The organism is Tissierella sp. (assembly GCF_031460495.1).
GTDB lineage: Bacteria > Bacillota > Clostridia > Tissierellales > Tissierellaceae > JAVKTS01.
Genome location: NZ_JAVKTS010000007.1, coordinates 57,956 through 72,913 on the forward strand (window position 1 = coordinate 57,956; position 14,958 = coordinate 72,913).

At 32.8% G+C, this 14,958-nt stretch carries 16 protein-coding genes and 1 riboswitch; of the genes, 15 read left to right on the top strand and 1 reads right to left on the bottom strand.

Translation table 11 applies throughout. The annotated features are described in order from the left end of the window. The first annotated feature begins 6 nt into the window (after positions 1-6). The 15 genes from RIN63_RS14050 to RIN63_RS14120 all read left to right on the top strand — a co-directional run bounded on the left by RIN63_RS14050 (position 7) and on the right by RIN63_RS14120 (position 13,617). Positions 7-1,632: a PucR family transcriptional regulator ligand-binding domain-containing protein gene (locus tag RIN63_RS14050; protein ID WP_310445378.1), complete on the top strand. Its 1,626-nt coding sequence runs from the start codon at positions 7-9 to the stop codon at positions 1,630-1,632. A 94-nt stretch (positions 1,633-1,726) separates the two neighbouring features. Continuing rightward, on the top strand, positions 1,727-2,272 hold the full coding sequence (locus tag RIN63_RS14055) for a ferritin family protein (protein WP_310445379.1): 546 nt from the start codon (positions 1,727-1,729) through the stop codon (positions 2,270-2,272). A gap of 123 nt (positions 2,273-2,395) precedes the next feature. Continuing rightward, the gene (locus RIN63_RS14060; protein ID WP_310445380.1) at positions 2,396-2,992 is read left to right on the top strand and encodes a DUF5317 domain-containing protein; all 597 of its coding nucleotides are present in this window, start codon (positions 2,396-2,398) and stop codon (positions 2,990-2,992) included. 65 nt (positions 2,993-3,057) lie between these two features. Further along, a complete protein-coding gene (locus RIN63_RS14065; protein ID WP_310445381.1) occupies positions 3,058-3,762 on the top strand; it encodes a PrsW family glutamic-type intramembrane protease in 705 nt (234 codons plus the stop codon). A 100-nt stretch (positions 3,763-3,862) separates the two neighbouring features. After that, the gene (locus RIN63_RS14070; protein ID WP_310445382.1) at positions 3,863-5,083 is read left to right on the top strand and encodes a CapA family protein; all 1,221 of its coding nucleotides are present in this window, start codon (positions 3,863-3,865) and stop codon (positions 5,081-5,083) included. A gap of 113 nt (positions 5,084-5,196) precedes the next feature. Further along, positions 5,197-6,030: a diadenylate cyclase CdaA gene (cdaA, locus tag RIN63_RS14075; RefSeq protein WP_310445383.1), complete on the top strand. Its 834-nt coding sequence runs from the start codon at positions 5,197-5,199 to the stop codon at positions 6,028-6,030. Next, a complete protein-coding gene (locus RIN63_RS14080; RefSeq protein ID WP_310445384.1) occupies positions 6,011-7,225 on the top strand; it encodes a CdaR family protein in 1,215 nt (404 codons plus the stop codon). The genes cdaA and RIN63_RS14080 overlap by 20 nt, the downstream gene beginning before the upstream one ends. 11 nt (positions 7,226-7,236) lie before the next feature. Continuing rightward, the gene (gene buk, locus RIN63_RS14085; protein ID WP_310445385.1) at positions 7,237-8,328 is read left to right on the top strand and encodes a butyrate kinase; all 1,092 of its coding nucleotides are present in this window, start codon (positions 7,237-7,239) and stop codon (positions 8,326-8,328) included. Continuing rightward, positions 8,321-9,223, top strand: coding sequence for a phosphate butyryltransferase (locus tag RIN63_RS14090; protein ID WP_310445386.1), 903 nt, complete (start codon positions 8,321-8,323; stop codon positions 9,221-9,223). Before buk (RIN63_RS14085) ends, RIN63_RS14090 begins: the two co-directional genes overlap by 8 nt. Positions 9,224-9,233: 10 nt before the next feature. Beyond that, positions 9,234-10,307, top strand: a complete 1,074-nt coding sequence (buk, locus tag RIN63_RS14095) for a butyrate kinase (RefSeq protein ID WP_310445387.1) — start codon at positions 9,234-9,236, stop codon at positions 10,305-10,307. A 12-nt stretch (positions 10,308-10,319) separates the two neighbouring features. Then, a complete protein-coding gene (locus RIN63_RS14100) occupies positions 10,320-10,994 on the top strand; it encodes an ATP-binding protein (protein ID WP_310445388.1) in 675 nt (224 codons plus the stop codon). 21 nt (positions 10,995-11,015) lie between these two features. Continuing rightward, on the top strand, positions 11,016-11,231 hold the full coding sequence (locus tag RIN63_RS14105) for a 4Fe-4S binding protein (RefSeq protein ID WP_310445389.1): 216 nt from the start codon (positions 11,016-11,018) through the stop codon (positions 11,229-11,231). Positions 11,232-11,256: 25 nt separating this feature from the next. Next, positions 11,257-12,318, top strand: a complete 1,062-nt coding sequence (locus tag RIN63_RS14110) for a 3-methyl-2-oxobutanoate dehydrogenase subunit VorB (RefSeq protein ID WP_310445390.1) — start codon at positions 11,257-11,259, stop codon at positions 12,316-12,318. Next, positions 12,318-13,064 (top strand): thiamine pyrophosphate-dependent enzyme, encoded by a 747-nt coding sequence (locus tag RIN63_RS14115; protein ID WP_310445391.1) that lies wholly within the window; start codon positions 12,318-12,320, stop codon positions 13,062-13,064. Before RIN63_RS14110 ends, RIN63_RS14115 begins: the two co-directional genes overlap by 1 nt. Before the next feature lies 1 nt (position 13,065). Next, positions 13,066-13,617, top strand: coding sequence for a 2-oxoacid:acceptor oxidoreductase family protein (locus RIN63_RS14120; protein ID WP_310445392.1), 552 nt, complete (start codon positions 13,066-13,068; stop codon positions 13,615-13,617). A gap of 82 nt (positions 13,618-13,699) precedes the next feature. Here RIN63_RS14120 and RIN63_RS14125 read toward each other — a convergent pair whose 3' ends face one another. Then, positions 13,700-14,587 carry a CsxC family protein gene (locus RIN63_RS14125; RefSeq protein ID WP_310445393.1) on the bottom strand — a complete coding sequence of 296 codons (888 nt, stop codon included), beginning with the start codon at positions 14,585-14,587 and terminating at the stop codon, positions 13,700-13,702. Between the two features lie 188 nt (positions 14,588-14,775). Then, positions 14,776-14,902, top strand: a riboswitch (cyclic di-AMP (ydaO/yuaA leader). Positions 14,903-14,958: the final 56 nt, after the last annotated feature.

The following is a 14,958-nucleotide window of genomic DNA, read 5'->3' on the forward strand; positions in this document are numbered from 1 at the left end:
GGTGATATGATGGGTTTGACTATTAGAGAAATGCTGAAGGCTGAGTTTTTTAAGGATTTTAATGTTGTAGCAGGCCATGAAGGCTTAGATAAACAGTTGCAAGGAATCGCAATTCTAGATGCTCCAGATGGATATAAGTGGACAAGAGGCAGAGAATTTGTCATATCTTCAGGCTATATATTTAAACAACATCCAGAACTATTTGAAGAGTATGTAAAAACGGATACTTTTAAAGAGATATCTGGAATGGGATTAAAAATAGATAGATATATAAAGATAATTCCAGAGCATATTATAAATATATTTAATGAATACAATATTCCCTTAATAAATATTCCAGTAGGTCCATCCTGGATGGACATCATGAATCAGCTTAATGTATTGGTAATGAATAAAAACATTAGGCAATTTAGAATAGGGACTATTAATCCAAGGAGTTTTTCCAAATTAAGCTATCAAGCAAGAAAGATAAATAAGATATTATCCCAAATTGAAGGTGAAATGAATTTTCCTGCTATGTTATATGACTTATCATCTGAAAAACCTTATTATAGCTCAAATGCATTTATGGAGCTTATTGGAGATTTGAAGATAGAAGATTTTTGGAATCCACCCTTTGATTATACACAAGAAGTATTATGCGATAATTTAAGTATGATAAGATATAGATTTATAGATGATAAATATGATAGACCTTATAGCTGGATTACTGTGCCTATTACAGTTGGAGATAAGATAAAAGGATATTTTGTAGTCTTGGAAGCTACAGGTCTTATAGATTACTTTGATCAATTCGCCCTACGAATAGGATTTCTACTTCTTCAATCCCTATATGAGCAAATATTAGTAGCTCAAAGCATTGGAGATGTAGGTTTTGAAAAATTTACTTCTGATATCATAGTAGGAAATCTAGTAGGTGATGAAGCTATATCTAAAAAAGCAGATAATTTAGGCTTGGATATAAACATAAACTATTATCTGATTTTAATGAAACCAGAAAAGGAAAATACTCATCTACTAAGCTATAAGGATGAACTTAGAGAGGTTGTAAATAGTAGTATATCTCAGACGGAGGCTAGAATGGCCATGATAGACGATAGTAGTTGTATCTTTTTGATCCCTGTAGATAATAAGATTTCAGAAAAAGAGAATCTAGAACTAATAAAAAAGGCTTCTAATTCTTTTAAAAAGAGAATAGAGTCAAAGATAGAGAATATAAATATAGTTTTTGGAGTTTCCGATAATGGAAGTACAATACTTGATCTAAGAAAAAATTATGTAAGATGTAATCAAGCCATAAGAATTGGCCAGTTATTATATCCAAATGAATCTTATTTAAAATATTCTGATTTAGGAGTTTTTGCTTGGATGAATATGAAGGAAGATGAATTGGGAATAATATCAAAGGATATTAAGACTTTAATTGAAAATCCTGAACATAAAGAACTCATAGAAATACTAAGGGCTTATTTAGAATGTAAAATGAATTATAGTCTTACAGCAAAGCAACTTTTCTTACATATAAACACTGTTAGAAAAAGGGTAGAGGAGATAAAAGATCTCATAGATCTAGATTTAGAAGACCCTATGAGCAGATTAAAGCTTGAGATTTTATTAAAGTTGATTAATTAAAGAAGTTATGACTAATCACGATTTTATTAATCTAGACATGGTCTTAGATTTGGTATAAAATAATAATAACTATAAATATGAAGGAGGTAATTTGATGAACCCAATGACAGCAGAAAATTTAAGATCCGCTTTTGGTGGTGAATCTCAAGCTCATATGAGATATAGAATTTGGGGAGATAAAGCAAAGAAAGATGGATTCCAAACAGTCTACAGATTATTCATGGCTACATCAGATGCTGAAGAAGTGCATGCAACATTACATTTCAAAGCATTAAAAGACATGTCAGGTGATTTCTTAGTAGCATCAGGGGGAGGATTTGGATTAGGCACTACTTCTGATAATCTTCAAGGAGCAATCAATGGAGAATTACATGAAGTTAATCAAATGTATCCAGCATATATAGCGGTAGCAGAGATGCAAGGAGAAAAAACAGCTATATCAGCTATGAAATTTGCTATTGATGCTGAAAGAGTACACGCAGAGTTGTTCACTAAAGCAAAAGAAGCTGTAGATGCTGGTAAGGATTTAGAAGCAAAAGTTGTGGAACTTTGTCCAGTTTGTGGATTTATCACATTAACAGGCGAAGAAGACAAATGTCCATTATGTAATGCTAAGAAAGAACTATTTGTTGCATATTAATAGTTTTGCTGTGATGCTAGACACAAATGTGTCTAGCTTTCTACTTTATGATTAAACAACTTCAGTTTATTTGAAGTTTACAATAATTTTCAATTGTGAATTGTGAAAATGAGGTGTTTTACCATGGTAATTGAAACTATGACATTATCTTTGCTACTCGGGAAACTTGCAGGTGGTAAGATAAGAAATTTAGAATATTTATATATAAAAGGATGGTATCTATTCGCTATATCTTTTCTAGTAGAAATTGCTTCTTTGTTAATAGTTTCTAAAAGTATTGGAAACTTAAGTATTATTATTGAAGATAAATTTTATTATATCCATATATTTATCTATCTTCTATTAATTATTGGATTATCTATGAATTTTGATGAAAATGGATTTAAGATAGTACTATTAGGTTCTATATCAAATTTTATACCTCTTGTTTTAAACAACGGAAGAATGCCAGTTTCAGTTAATGCTCTTAAATATTCAAAGCTATATAATCAATTGTCTTTATTAGAAGAAGGGCGAATATTAACTCATACATTAACTAGTGAAACTACTAAGTTCTTATATTTATGTGATATAATTCCAATTCCAGATCCATATATTTTTCCCAAAATAATAAGCATAGGAGATATATTCATAGCTCTAGGACTTTTTGTTTTGATTTTTTCTTATATGAAAAGAAAATATAAAAATCATGAAATAACCATAGATTACTATAAATCCTAATATTGTTAGGGTTTATTTTTTTATATCTTGGTAAACTAAATGAAAAGACATAAGGAGGTAATTTTTTGGAACTTAGACTTTTCATTATCGCCATAATACCTGCAGCTATAATTATCCTAGGTATTTATTTATCTGATAGACATGATAAGGAACCTATGAAGGTTTTGTTGTTTACTTACATCTTAGGTGCATTATCTGTGATTCCAGCTATTTTAGTTGAAGAAGTCTTGATAAGATTTAATATATTTACTGGAGTATTAGGTGCATTTTACAATGCATTTATAGTAGCAGGTTTGACAGAGGAATATCTCAAGCGATTAGTCGTATTAAAATATCCTTATAAAACAAAGTATTTTAATGAGAAACTAGATGGTATCGTATACTCAGTATTTTCTACCATGGGTTTTGCTACAGTGGAAAATATAATATATGTTGCCTATAGATATACTAACAATCCCTTTATTGGGCTATATAGAGGATTATTCTCTGTACCTGCCCATGCAGTATTTGGTATCACCATGGGATACTATCTATCTCTAGCAAAATTTGATACAAATTTGGAAAGAAGAAGAATGAACTTAAGAAAATCTTTATATATGCCTGTTATAATGCATGGAATGTTTGATTTCATACTTATGGCCAATATACCACAATTGACTTTAATCTTTGTACCATATGTATTGTTATTATGGGTTTTAAATCAAAGAAAATTAGCAAGCTATATGTATGATTCAAAGAATAGACTAATTGGATTAAAAAGAAAAGAATAATTCTTATTGTATAAACAATTAAGAAAGTATAATATAGGAGATAGAGGAAACTCTATCTTTTATCTTTAGTACAAGCATAGTTCTATTAAGGGGGAAAACAATGAAAAAAAGGTCATATATTTTAGTATTGTTTTTAGTTATATCAATAGGTTTATTGGGATTTACCATAGGTAAAAATACACTTAATATGGAAAGAACTACAGTAGAAGAAGATTTTGATGCACATGAAGAAATCGTAAAAGAAGTAGTATCTGAAGAAATTATTGAAACAATAGAAGAACCAAAGATAATTGCAATCAACTTGCTAGCAGCAGGAGATATTATGTTTCACTCTCCCCAATACAAAGCTGCATACATAAAAGAAAGTGATTCTTATGATTTTATACCAACATTCCAGCATATAAAAAGATATGTTGAAGATGCGGATATAGCCTTAGCAAATTTTGAAACTGTCACAGCGGGTAAAGAAATTGGATATAAAAGCTATCCAAGATTTAATACACCAAAAGAATCTATTTTAGCAATTAAGGAGACAGGCTTTGATATTTTGTCTACTGCAAACAATCATAGCTTAGATCATGGCAAAAAAGGAATTATATCCACCATAGATAATATAAATGAATATGGTATGAAAAACATTGGTACATATAAGGAAGCTAATACACCTATACTCATAGAAGACATCAAGGGTATCAATATAGGATTTCTCTCCTATACCTACGGATTAAATGGTTTAGATTCACTTCTAAATGAAGAAGAACTATCATATATGGTAAATAGAATAGACGAAGATAAGATAAAAAAGGATATTATAAAGACCAAAGACTTGGGTGTAGATATGACAGTGGTATTTGTTCACTGGGGAAATGAATATCAAAGAGATCCTTCTCCTTATCAAATAGAACTAGGTGAAAAAATGGTTGAATGGGGAGCAAATATTATATTAGGAAGTCACCCCCATGTAATCCAAAATTCTCAAATAGTTGATAAAGATGGTAAGGATAATTTTATTATTTATTCCATGGGTAATTTTTTATCAAACCAGAGAAAAGAGACTCTAAATAATTCCTATACAGAAGATGGGGTTATGATAAATTTAGAAATAGAAAAGAACTTTTCCACTGAAGAAACTATAATAAAAAATATATCTTATATACCCACATGGGTTCACAAATATAGGGAAAATGATAAATTGCATTATGAAATATTACCTGTAAAAGAAATCCTAGGAGGAAGTTTAGACATAATGGTATCAGATACTGTAAAATCAAGACTTGAAAAATCCCTTGCAGATACAATGGACAAGATGGTGGAAAATTAAGTATTATCAGAATTATATTATATTTCATATCTCAAAAGAATTAGTTCAATTAAATTCTCATATGTTATATAATATAAATAATAAGAAAAATACGATAAAAGGCGTGGTATACCTTGGAATTTATAAGTAGATTATTTTCGGATATTAGGATAGGAGACATAGTTGATATTCTTATTGTATCAGCAGTTTTTTACAAGTTATTTACTCTAATTAGGGAAACTAGGGCAGAGCAGCTGACAAAGGGGATTTTTGCTTTATTTGTTTTTGCTAAGCTTAGTGGTTTTCTAAAACTCTATACCATTAACTGGATATTAGAAAATGCAATGACTGTGGGAGTTATAGCCATTCTAATTGTATTTCAACCTGAGCTTAGGCGCGGATTGGAATATATAGGAAGGTCTAGATTCTTTACCAAGTCTTTTTTAGAAATAAAAGGTGAAAGCTTATCAAAGACAGTAGAAGAAATAGTAGAGGCTTGTGCATCTTTATCTAGACAAAAAATAGGAGCATTAATAGTTTTAGAAAGAGAAACAGGACTTAATGAAGTTGCTGATACAGGAACAAAAATAAATGGCTTAGTATCTAGTAATTTGCTTATCAATATCTTCATTCCCAATACTCCATTACATGATGGAGCAGTAATTATAAAAGATGATGTGGTTAAAGCCGCAGCTTGTTTTTTACCCCTTACAGAAAATACCAATGTGAGTAAGGAACTAGGCACTAGACATAGAGCAGCACTAGGTATCTCTGAGAAATCCGACAGTTTATCCATAATAGTTTCAGAGGAGACTGGTTCTATTTCCATTGCAGAGAATGGAACCATAGCAAGACATTTAGATAGTAAGACATTAAAGCAGATATTAACAGATATGTATAAGCCAAAGGATTCAGCAGAATCATTTATAGTAAAATGGAGGCGAAAAGATGAAAAAGATGAAAAATGACTTAGTTTTGAAAATCTTAGCCTTTGTTATAGCTATAGTTTTATGGGCTTATGTTATGGATGAAGTAAATCCAGAATGGCCTACAGAATACAAAAATATTAAAGTAACATTTAGTAATACAGATGCCCTAGATAAGCAAGGACTTGTTGTTATGGAGCCAAATGAAGTTACCATATCCGTAAAAGTTACAGGTAGAAGATCCGATATGGGAAATTTCTCACCGGAATCAATCAAAGCACAAGTAGATTTATCTGGATATAAGGAAGGACAAGTAAAAGTTCCCATAGATGTTTGGTTAGAGCAAACAAGCAATGTAAGAGTAGATAAATATGAACCAAAGGAAATACTATTTAATTTTGACAAAATAATATCAAAAGAAAAAACGGTAACTATAAGAACTAGTGGAGACCTTGCTTCAAATTATGTGTTGGGAGATATAGTAACCAAAACCCCATCAGTTTTCTTAAAAGGGCCTCGAACATGGGTTAATGAAGTTGCAGAAATTGTAGGGGAAATAAAGTTAGATGGTAGAAAAGAAGATATTAATATTAGCGTACCTCTAAAAATCCTTGATGATCAAGGCAATGATGTTATGGGAGTTGTAAATGAACCTAGTGTAATTGATGTAAGGATACCAGTTTATAGAACCGTTACCTTACCTATTGAACTACAATATACAAATACACTACCTGAAAATTATGAGATCACTGCAATTAATATTATGCCAAATCAAATTGGCTTGAAAGGTAAGGATAATATTGTTAACTTATCATCCATTCTAACTAAGCCAATAGATATAAATGCATTAATGGAAGGAAATGAGGTTGAAGTAGAACTTGATCTCCCACGAAATGTTTCACTTCTAAATCCAGATGAAAAAGTTAAGGTGTCATTAAATATTGAAGAAGCTTTTACGAAAACCTTTGAATACAATTTATCAGAAATAGATATTAGAAATTTATCTGAAGATTTAGCTTTAAGTGAAGAAGATTATTCTAAAAACATTGTGATAACATTAAAGGGAAGCAAAGAAATTATTGAAAGTTTAACTAAGGAAGATTTAGTGGTTTATTTGGATTTAGGTTTATTTAAAGAAGGCACTTGGAATGCATATATAGGATTTACTGTAGTTGATGGTCTTACAGTCAAAGATATAACACCGCAGCCTATTGAGTTAAATATAATTAATCACTAAGGGGGAACAGAATGGAAAGGAAATATGTATTAGCAATAAACCCGGGATCCACTTCTACTAAGGTCTCTATATTTGAGGGAGAAAATGAAATAAATACCGTCAAAATAGACCATAACAAAGAGGAACTAAAAAGCTACAAGCGTGTGTCTGAACAATATGATTATAGGCTGAGTCTGATACAAAATTGGTTAGAAAAAGAAGGGCTAACTCCTAATGATTTTATTGCAGTGGTTGGTAGAGGTGGGCTATTAAGACCTATGCCGGGAGGAACTTATATTGTTACTGATGTAATGATTGAAGACCTGAAAATAGGAATATCAGGTGAACATGCATCTAATTTAGGTGGGATGCTGGCTAAGGGCCTGGCAGATGTGGGAGCTATCGCTGCTTATATAGTAGACCCAGTAGCTGTAGATGAATTTACTGAAGTAGCTAGGATATCAGGGTTAAAAGAAATTCCTAGAAAATCTTTGATTCATGCATTAAATATAAAAGCTGTATCCCATAGAAGGGCTAATGAGATAAACAAGGACTTGAAGGATCTAAATCTAATAGTAGCTCATCTAGGTGGTGGAATATCAATTGCTCCAGTAGAAGGTGGAAAATTAATTGATGTAAATAATGCAAAAGAGATGGGACCTTTATCACCAGACAGAACAGGTAGTTTACCTATAGGTGACCTTGTTAAAATGTCCTTTTCAGGAGATTATTCTTTGGATGAGATGAAGACAAAAATCAGTGGTGAAGGCGGATTATTTTCCTATTTAGGAACTATGGATGGTAGAGAAATCCAGGAGAGAATAGATAATGGGGATAAGTATGCAGAGCTTATATATTATGCTATGGCTTATCAAATTGGTAAAGAAATAGGCTCCTATGCTACAGTCTTGAAAGGGAAAGTTGATAATATAATACTTACTGGTGGACTAGCTTACTCTAGTTATCTAGTAGATAGAATAAAAGAAATGATTAGCTTTATCTCTGAAGTAATAGTATATCCTGGTGAGGATGAAATGGACGCCCTGAACAAGGGTGCTTTAAGAGTAATAAAGGGAGAAGAAAAAGCTAAAATTTATGAAGATGAGGTGGTTATAAATGGCTAAGTCTTTTAAAGCATTACTTGAATTAGCTCAAAAAAAGGGACCAAAGAAAGTAGCAGTAGCTGTTGCACAAGATAGAGATGTTCTTTCAGCAATAAAAAATGCAACTGATTTAAATATTGCAATACCAGTATTAGTTGGAGATAAAGATCAAATATTAGCTGTAGCAAATGAGCTTAGCTTTGATTTAACCAATATAGAGGTGATCCACGAAGTAGATACTACTATGGCTTGTAGAATTGCAACAGAGCTGGTAAGTAGTGGCAAAGCTGATGTGTTAATGAAAGGCCTTATAGATACTTCTGTAATAATGAAACAAGTACTGGATGGGGAAATTGGTCTTAGGACTGGAAATGTAATATCTCATGTTGCTGTATTTGATGTTCCTACTTATCACAAGGTGTTTATTGTAACAGATGCAGCTATGAACATATCCCCTGATCTTAAGCAAAAGAAAGAAATAATTGAAAATGCTGTAGTCTTGGCAAAATCCTTAGATATAGAAACACCAAAAGTAGCAGTTTTAGCAGCAAAGGAAAAAGTATCACCTAAGATGGAGGCAACAGTTCACGCTAAAGAATTAGCTGATATGAACAGAAGAGGAGAAATCACAGGCTGTTTAGTAGATGGGCCTCTTGCATTGGATAATGCTGTATCAAAGGAATCAGCTATATTAAAAGGCATAGATAGTGAAGTTGCAGGAGATGCAGATATATTACTTACACCAGATATTGATGCTGGTAATGTTTTATACAAAGCTTTGACATTCTTAGGTAATGCAAAGTCCGCGGGACTTATTGTAGGTACAACAGCTCCTATAGTTCTTACTTCTAGAGCTGACAATGAAGAAGCTAAATTAAATTCAATTGCCCTAGCAGTATTAATGGCATCTAGATAGGAGGACAAGAATGGAAAATATTAGATTGTTAATAATAAACCCAGGTTCTACATCAACTAAGATAGCAGTATTTGACAATGAAAAGATTACATTTGAAGAAACTCTTCGTCATACGGTTGAAGAATTATCAGTTTTTTCAAGGATATACGATCAATTTGAGTTTAGAAAAAATATTATTGTAGATGCTCTTCAAAAGAATAATATATCTCTTGATTCCCTTAATGGGGTAATAGGAAGGGGAGGACTTCTCAATCCTATAGAAGGCGGTACTTATGAAGTAAATGATAAAATGATAGATGATTTAAAAGCTGCAAATAGAGGAGAGCATGCCTCAAATCTAGGTGGTATATTGGCTCATGAAATAGCAAAGGAAATAGGAAAAAGGTCATTTATAGTAGATCCAGTGGTAGTAGATGAACTTTCAGATGTTGCTAGGATCTCAGGAATGAAGGAAATAGAAAGAATATCTATCTTCCATGCTTTAAATCAAAAAGCAGTGGCTAGAAGATATGCAAATAGTATAAATAAATCATATGAAGACTTAAATCTAATAGTTGTTCACTTAGGTGGAGGAATATCAGTAGGTGCCCATGAAAAGGGAAGAGTAATAGATGTACCAAATGCTTTAAATGGAGAGGGAGCTTTTTCTCCAGAAAGAGCGGGAGGCCTTCCTGTTGGAGACTTGGTAAAACTTTGTTATTCTGGCAAATATACAGAAGATGAAATAAAGAAGATGATAACAGGAAAAGGTGGAATTGTCTCATATCTAGGGACTAATGATGCTAGAGAAGTGGAAAATAGAATAAAAAATGGAGATAAGTATGCTGAATTAATATACTATGCCATGGCTTATCAAGTAGCAAAGGATATTGGAGCAGCAGCTGCAGTTTTAAAGGGCAATGTAGATAGAATAATTGTAACTGGTGGTATTGCCTACGATAAGCTATTTACATCATGGATAGACGAAAGAGTTAAGTTTATTGCTGATGTAACTATATATCCAGGTGAAGATGAACTTACAGCCTTAGCTGAAGGTGGACTTCGTGTACTAAGAGGAGAAGAGGAAGCGAAACTATATAAATAGGATTTGGTGATTATGATTAATGACAAAAGAATTAGGGTTATAATAGGACATTATGGATCTGGAAAATCTGAATTTAGTGTTAATTATGCTGTTAAATTAGCAAACATGGGCAAAAAAGTAGCCCTAGCTGATTTAGATATAGTGAATATGTATTTTAGATCTAGAGAAAAGGCAAAGGAAATGGAAGCACTAGGAATAAGAGTAATTGGCAGTCAAATCAATGCCCCTGCAGTAGAGGTGCCATCTATATCAGCAGAGGTATATGCACCATTACAGGATGAATCATATGATCTTGTATTAGATGTAGGTGGAGATCCAGTAGGAGCTAGAGCTTTGGGTAGATATGTTGAGTATTTCAAAGAAGGTAAATATGATATGTTCTTTGTATTAAACGCTAATCGCCCTGAAACTCAAACTCTAGACAAGGTTCTTGAATATATGACTAAAATTCAAGATGTTTCTAGAGCTAAGATAACCGGTATTGTAAACAATACCCATTTACTTAAGAGTACAACTGCTGAAGATGTACTAAGAGGTCAAGAATTGGCCTTAGAGGTGGCAGCAAGAACCAATATAAAGCTAAGATACATTTCCGTATTAAAAGAAGTAGTCCCAAGCCTTCCTAAGGATTTAGAAGGCGAAATATTCCCTCTAGAGATGTTTATGAGGGATGAATGGATGCTATAACAGAATAAGGAGGGGTAAAGAATGGCTAAAGGTAAAGTAACATTTAAAGAAGACATTTGTAAAGGATGCACTCTTTGTACTACTGTATGTCCTGTGAAAATAATCACTATGGACAAGACTAAGATAAACGCAAAAGGATATCATCCTGCCACAACTACAGAACTAGAAAAATGTATTGGATGCGCCAACTGTGCAACTATTTGTCCAGATTCAGTTATTACTGTAGAAAGATTCTAATTAATTATTAAAGGAGGGTTCAATTATGGCAAAGGTTCTCATGAAAGGGAATGAAGCTATAGGAGCAGCAGCAATTGCAGCTGGTTGTAAATATTTCTTTGGATATCCTATAACTCCCCAATCAGAATTACCAGAATATATGTCAAGAGAGTTACCAAAAGCAGGAGGGGTGTTTTTACAAGCTGAATCAGAAGTAGCAGCCATTAACATGGTTTATGGTGCAGCAGGTGCAGGTGCAAGAGTAATGACTTCATCCTCAAGCCCTGGAATGTCACTAAAACAAGAAGGAATATCTTACCTTGCAGGTGCTGAATTACCTTGTCTTTTAGTTAATATTATGAGAGGTGGACCAGGATTAGGTAGTATTCAACCATCACAAACAGACTATTTCCAAGCTACTAGAGGTGGTGGAAATGGAGACTATAGAATGGTAGTATTTGCTCCATCCAATGTTCAAGAATTAGTAGATTTAATAATTGAAGGTTTTGATATAGCAGATCAATACAGAAATCCAGTTATGATTCTTGGAGACGGTATGATTGGTCAAATGATGGAGCCAATAGAATTTAAAGCTCCAATTAAAAGAGAATTACCAGTGAAGGACTGGGCTACAGTAGGTACTGGAGGAAAAAGAAAGCCAAATATTATAAACTCTTTATATATAGCAGCAGAAGCTTTAGAAGAACACAATATTAAACTCCAAGCAAAATATAAAACAATGAATGAAACTGAACAAAGAGTAGAGTCCTATAATATAGAAGATGCAGATGTAGTTATTGCAGCTTATGGAACTACATCAAGGATTGCAAAAACAGCCATAGCAAAATTAGAAAAAGAAGGATATAAAGTAGGATTAATTAGACCAATTACATTATGGCCTTATCCATATAATGAATTTAAAAAAATAAATCCAAATTGCAAAGGCATACTTACTGTTGAAATGAACAATGGACAAATGATAGATGATGTGAAAATTGCAGTAGAAGGCAAATTCCCTGTTTCATTCTATGGAAGAACAGGTGGAATGATTCCTACTCCAGATGAAATAGTAGAAAATGTAAAGAAAATCTATGGAGGTGAAAAATAATGACTGTAGTATTTGAAAAGACAAAAGGCTTAACAGATGTGCAAACTCACTACTGTCCTGGATGTACCCATGGTATAATTCATAGATTAGTAGGAGAAGTGTTAGAAGAATTAGGAATACTAGACAATGCTATTGGAGTTGCACCAGTAGGATGTTCAGTATTTGCTTACAACTATTTTAACTGTGATATGCAACAAGCAGCTCACGGTAGAGCACCTGCAGTAGCTACAGGAATTAAAAGAGTACATCCAGAGAACTTTGTATTTACTTATCAAGGTGATGGCGATTTAGCTTCTATTGGTACAGCTGAAATCGTTCATGTTGCACATAGGGGAGAAAAAATATCTACAATATTTGTTAATAATGCTATCTACGGAATGACAGGTGGACAAATGGCTCCAACCACATTAATTGGACAAAAAGCAACAACAGCTCCTTTTGGAAGAACTGAAGAACATAGTGGTAGACCAATAAAGATCAGTGAAATGTTATCTACAATACATGGCGCTGCATTTGTTGAAAGAGTAGCAGTTAATACACCTGCAAATATTAGAAAAGCAAAGAAAGCTATAAAAGAATGCTTCCAAATACAACTTGATGGCAAGGGATTTGGAATAGTAGAAGTATTGTCTACATGTCCTACTAACTGGGGGTTAACAGCTCCAGAATCAATGAAATGGTTAGAGGAAAATATGATTCCTTATTATCCTCTTGGAAACTTTAGAAGACCAGGGGAGGATGAATAAAATGGAAGAAAGAATAGTAATTGCTGGTTTTGGTGGACAGGGAGTAATGGCTCTAGGTCAACTTCTCACATATTCAGGAATGATAGAAGATAAATCTGTATCATGGTTGCCTTCATATGGACCAGAAATGAGGGGAGGAACTGCCAACTGTAATGTTATTATATCTTCAGAAGCAGTAGGTTCTCCAGTAGTTGTAGAGTCAACTGCAGCTATAGTAATGAATAGACCTTCCTTAGATAAATTTGAAAAAACAGTAGTACCAGGAGGAAGACTTTTCATCAATTCATCATTAGTAGATAGAAAATGTACTAGAGAAGATATAGAAGTATATTATATCCCAGCTAATGAGATTGCAAATGATTTAGGTAACCCAAGGATAGCTAATATGGTGCTACTAGGAGCATTCCTTGAAGTTACAAAAGCAGTTACAATTGATTCTATACTAAACAAAGCTTTCACTGCAGTATTTGGTGAAAACAGAGCCCATTTAATGCCAATAAACAAAGAAGCATTAGAAAAAGGTGTAGAATTAGCGAAAGAGCAAAAGGAATAAATATTTGATATAAAAATAAAGCCAGACTTTTGTCTGGCTTTATATTGCATTTTAACTATTAATATTAATATTAATATTAATATTAATCTTCATTTTCATTTTCATCTGCTGTATAGCAAGGTGGGCTAATTGTGCCTCCAATGGATGGAATTTCAACCTGTCTGTTTTGTAAAACTTTAAGTGTAAGTTCTATAACCATTTTTTCTTCCACCTTTTTAAAGAATTTTTCTTCAAAAGGAAGTTCAGCATCGTGAGGACGCTCTCGATTAATGAATTCATCGAATTCAAAAATTCTTGCCCTAACTAGTTCACAGAACGGAAGTTCGTTGAAATTTTCTGTCATGAATTGATTAATTTCTGATAAATCTCCTGATAATAGGTCATCTTTTTCAGCAAAATGTTTATTTGGTAAATCGCTTACTTTAAAAAACTCAAACTCTGACTTAGAATTCACAGCAAGAGTTGCAGGTGGTGTGAAAAAACTAACCGGTGTTGAACATTCAAAAGGAACATCTACAGTACAATGGCGAAGGTCACCACATACTCCTTTCCAGTTTGAACATTCTCCTGTAGAATAGTCTATATTTTTACGAACAAAGCCTTTGATAAATAGAATGTTTGTAGGTTGAAGCAGCGTACATTGGGTAATCTTTAGTCTTTTTTTAATATCTTTAATCTCAAGTGCTGGCTCAGGTAAACGAATAAATGCATTAACATTAAATCGAATGGTTAACTCAGCTAATACTACAGGTATTTTTACAATAACACCCGTTCTTATACCACCTGGTGTTACTGGGGTATTTGCACAATTATCTAAAACGGTACTATCAACATCAACACAAAACTTGTCATGTGGTGAACTAACGTTACACTGTTTAGCAGGGCTTTGTGTGTTTTTTTTAGATTGTCCATAACTACTATCTATTAGACGTACATTACTAACATTTAATCCTTCTACATGGTGATTCATACTATATTCCTCCTCGATATATTTTTGATGAATAGTTTTTTATGTCATGTCCATACTATAATATATTCTTGAGATTGAATTAGGTGAAAACATATTTTGTCATAAAGTGAAATAAATTGTATAAATATTCTTTGGCAAATAATTTTGTAAAAATACGGATAATATGGTATAATGTATCTAGTCTAACAAAAGAATAATCGCTGAATTCATTTGAAGCGGGGGAACCAATATTTTGGGGTGAATCCTTTATAGGACGGGCAAAACCCTTTAGCCCGAACCCGACAGCTAACCTCGTAAGCGTATTAAAGGGGGCGTGAAATTGTACTGATTTCAGGACTATGGAACCCCATAGTTTTTTTTGTCCCTCAAAA

What these genes read in the sequence shown, in the direction of transcription:
- RIN63_RS14050 (WP_310445378.1), top strand. Translation starts at nt 7, where the DNA reads ATGATGGGTTTGACTATTAGAGAAATGCTGAAGGCTGAGTTTTTTAAG.
- RIN63_RS14055 (WP_310445379.1), top strand. Translation starts at nt 1,727, where the DNA reads ATGAACCCAATGACAGCAGAAAATTTAAGATCCGCTTTTGGTGGTGAA.
- RIN63_RS14060 (WP_310445380.1), top strand. Translation starts at nt 2,396, where the DNA reads ATGGTAATTGAAACTATGACATTATCTTTGCTACTCGGGAAACTTGCA.
- RIN63_RS14070 (WP_310445382.1), top strand. Translation starts at nt 3,863, where the DNA reads ATGAAAAAAAGGTCATATATTTTAGTATTGTTTTTAGTTATATCAATA.
- RIN63_RS14080 (WP_310445384.1), top strand. Translation starts at nt 6,011, where the DNA reads ATGAAAAAGATGAAAAATGACTTAGTTTTGAAAATCTTAGCCTTTGTT.
- buk (WP_310445385.1), top strand. Translation starts at nt 7,237, where the DNA reads ATGGAAAGGAAATATGTATTAGCAATAAACCCGGGATCCACTTCTACT.
- RIN63_RS14090 (WP_310445386.1), top strand. Translation starts at nt 8,321, where the DNA reads ATGGCTAAGTCTTTTAAAGCATTACTTGAATTAGCTCAAAAAAAGGGA.
- buk (WP_310445387.1), top strand. Translation starts at nt 9,234, where the DNA reads ATGGAAAATATTAGATTGTTAATAATAAACCCAGGTTCTACATCAACT.
- RIN63_RS14100 (WP_310445388.1), top strand. Translation starts at nt 10,320, where the DNA reads ATGATTAATGACAAAAGAATTAGGGTTATAATAGGACATTATGGATCT.
- RIN63_RS14105 (WP_310445389.1), top strand. Translation starts at nt 11,016, where the DNA reads ATGGCTAAAGGTAAAGTAACATTTAAAGAAGACATTTGTAAAGGATGC.
- RIN63_RS14110 (WP_310445390.1), top strand. Translation starts at nt 11,257, where the DNA reads ATGGCAAAGGTTCTCATGAAAGGGAATGAAGCTATAGGAGCAGCAGCA.
- RIN63_RS14115 (WP_310445391.1), top strand. Translation starts at nt 12,318, where the DNA reads ATGACTGTAGTATTTGAAAAGACAAAAGGCTTAACAGATGTGCAAACT.
- RIN63_RS14120 (WP_310445392.1), top strand. Translation starts at nt 13,066, where the DNA reads ATGGAAGAAAGAATAGTAATTGCTGGTTTTGGTGGACAGGGAGTAATG.
- RIN63_RS14125 (WP_310445393.1), bottom strand. Translation starts at nt 14,587, where the DNA reads ATGAATCACCATGTAGAAGGATTAAATGTTAGTAATGTACGTCTAATA.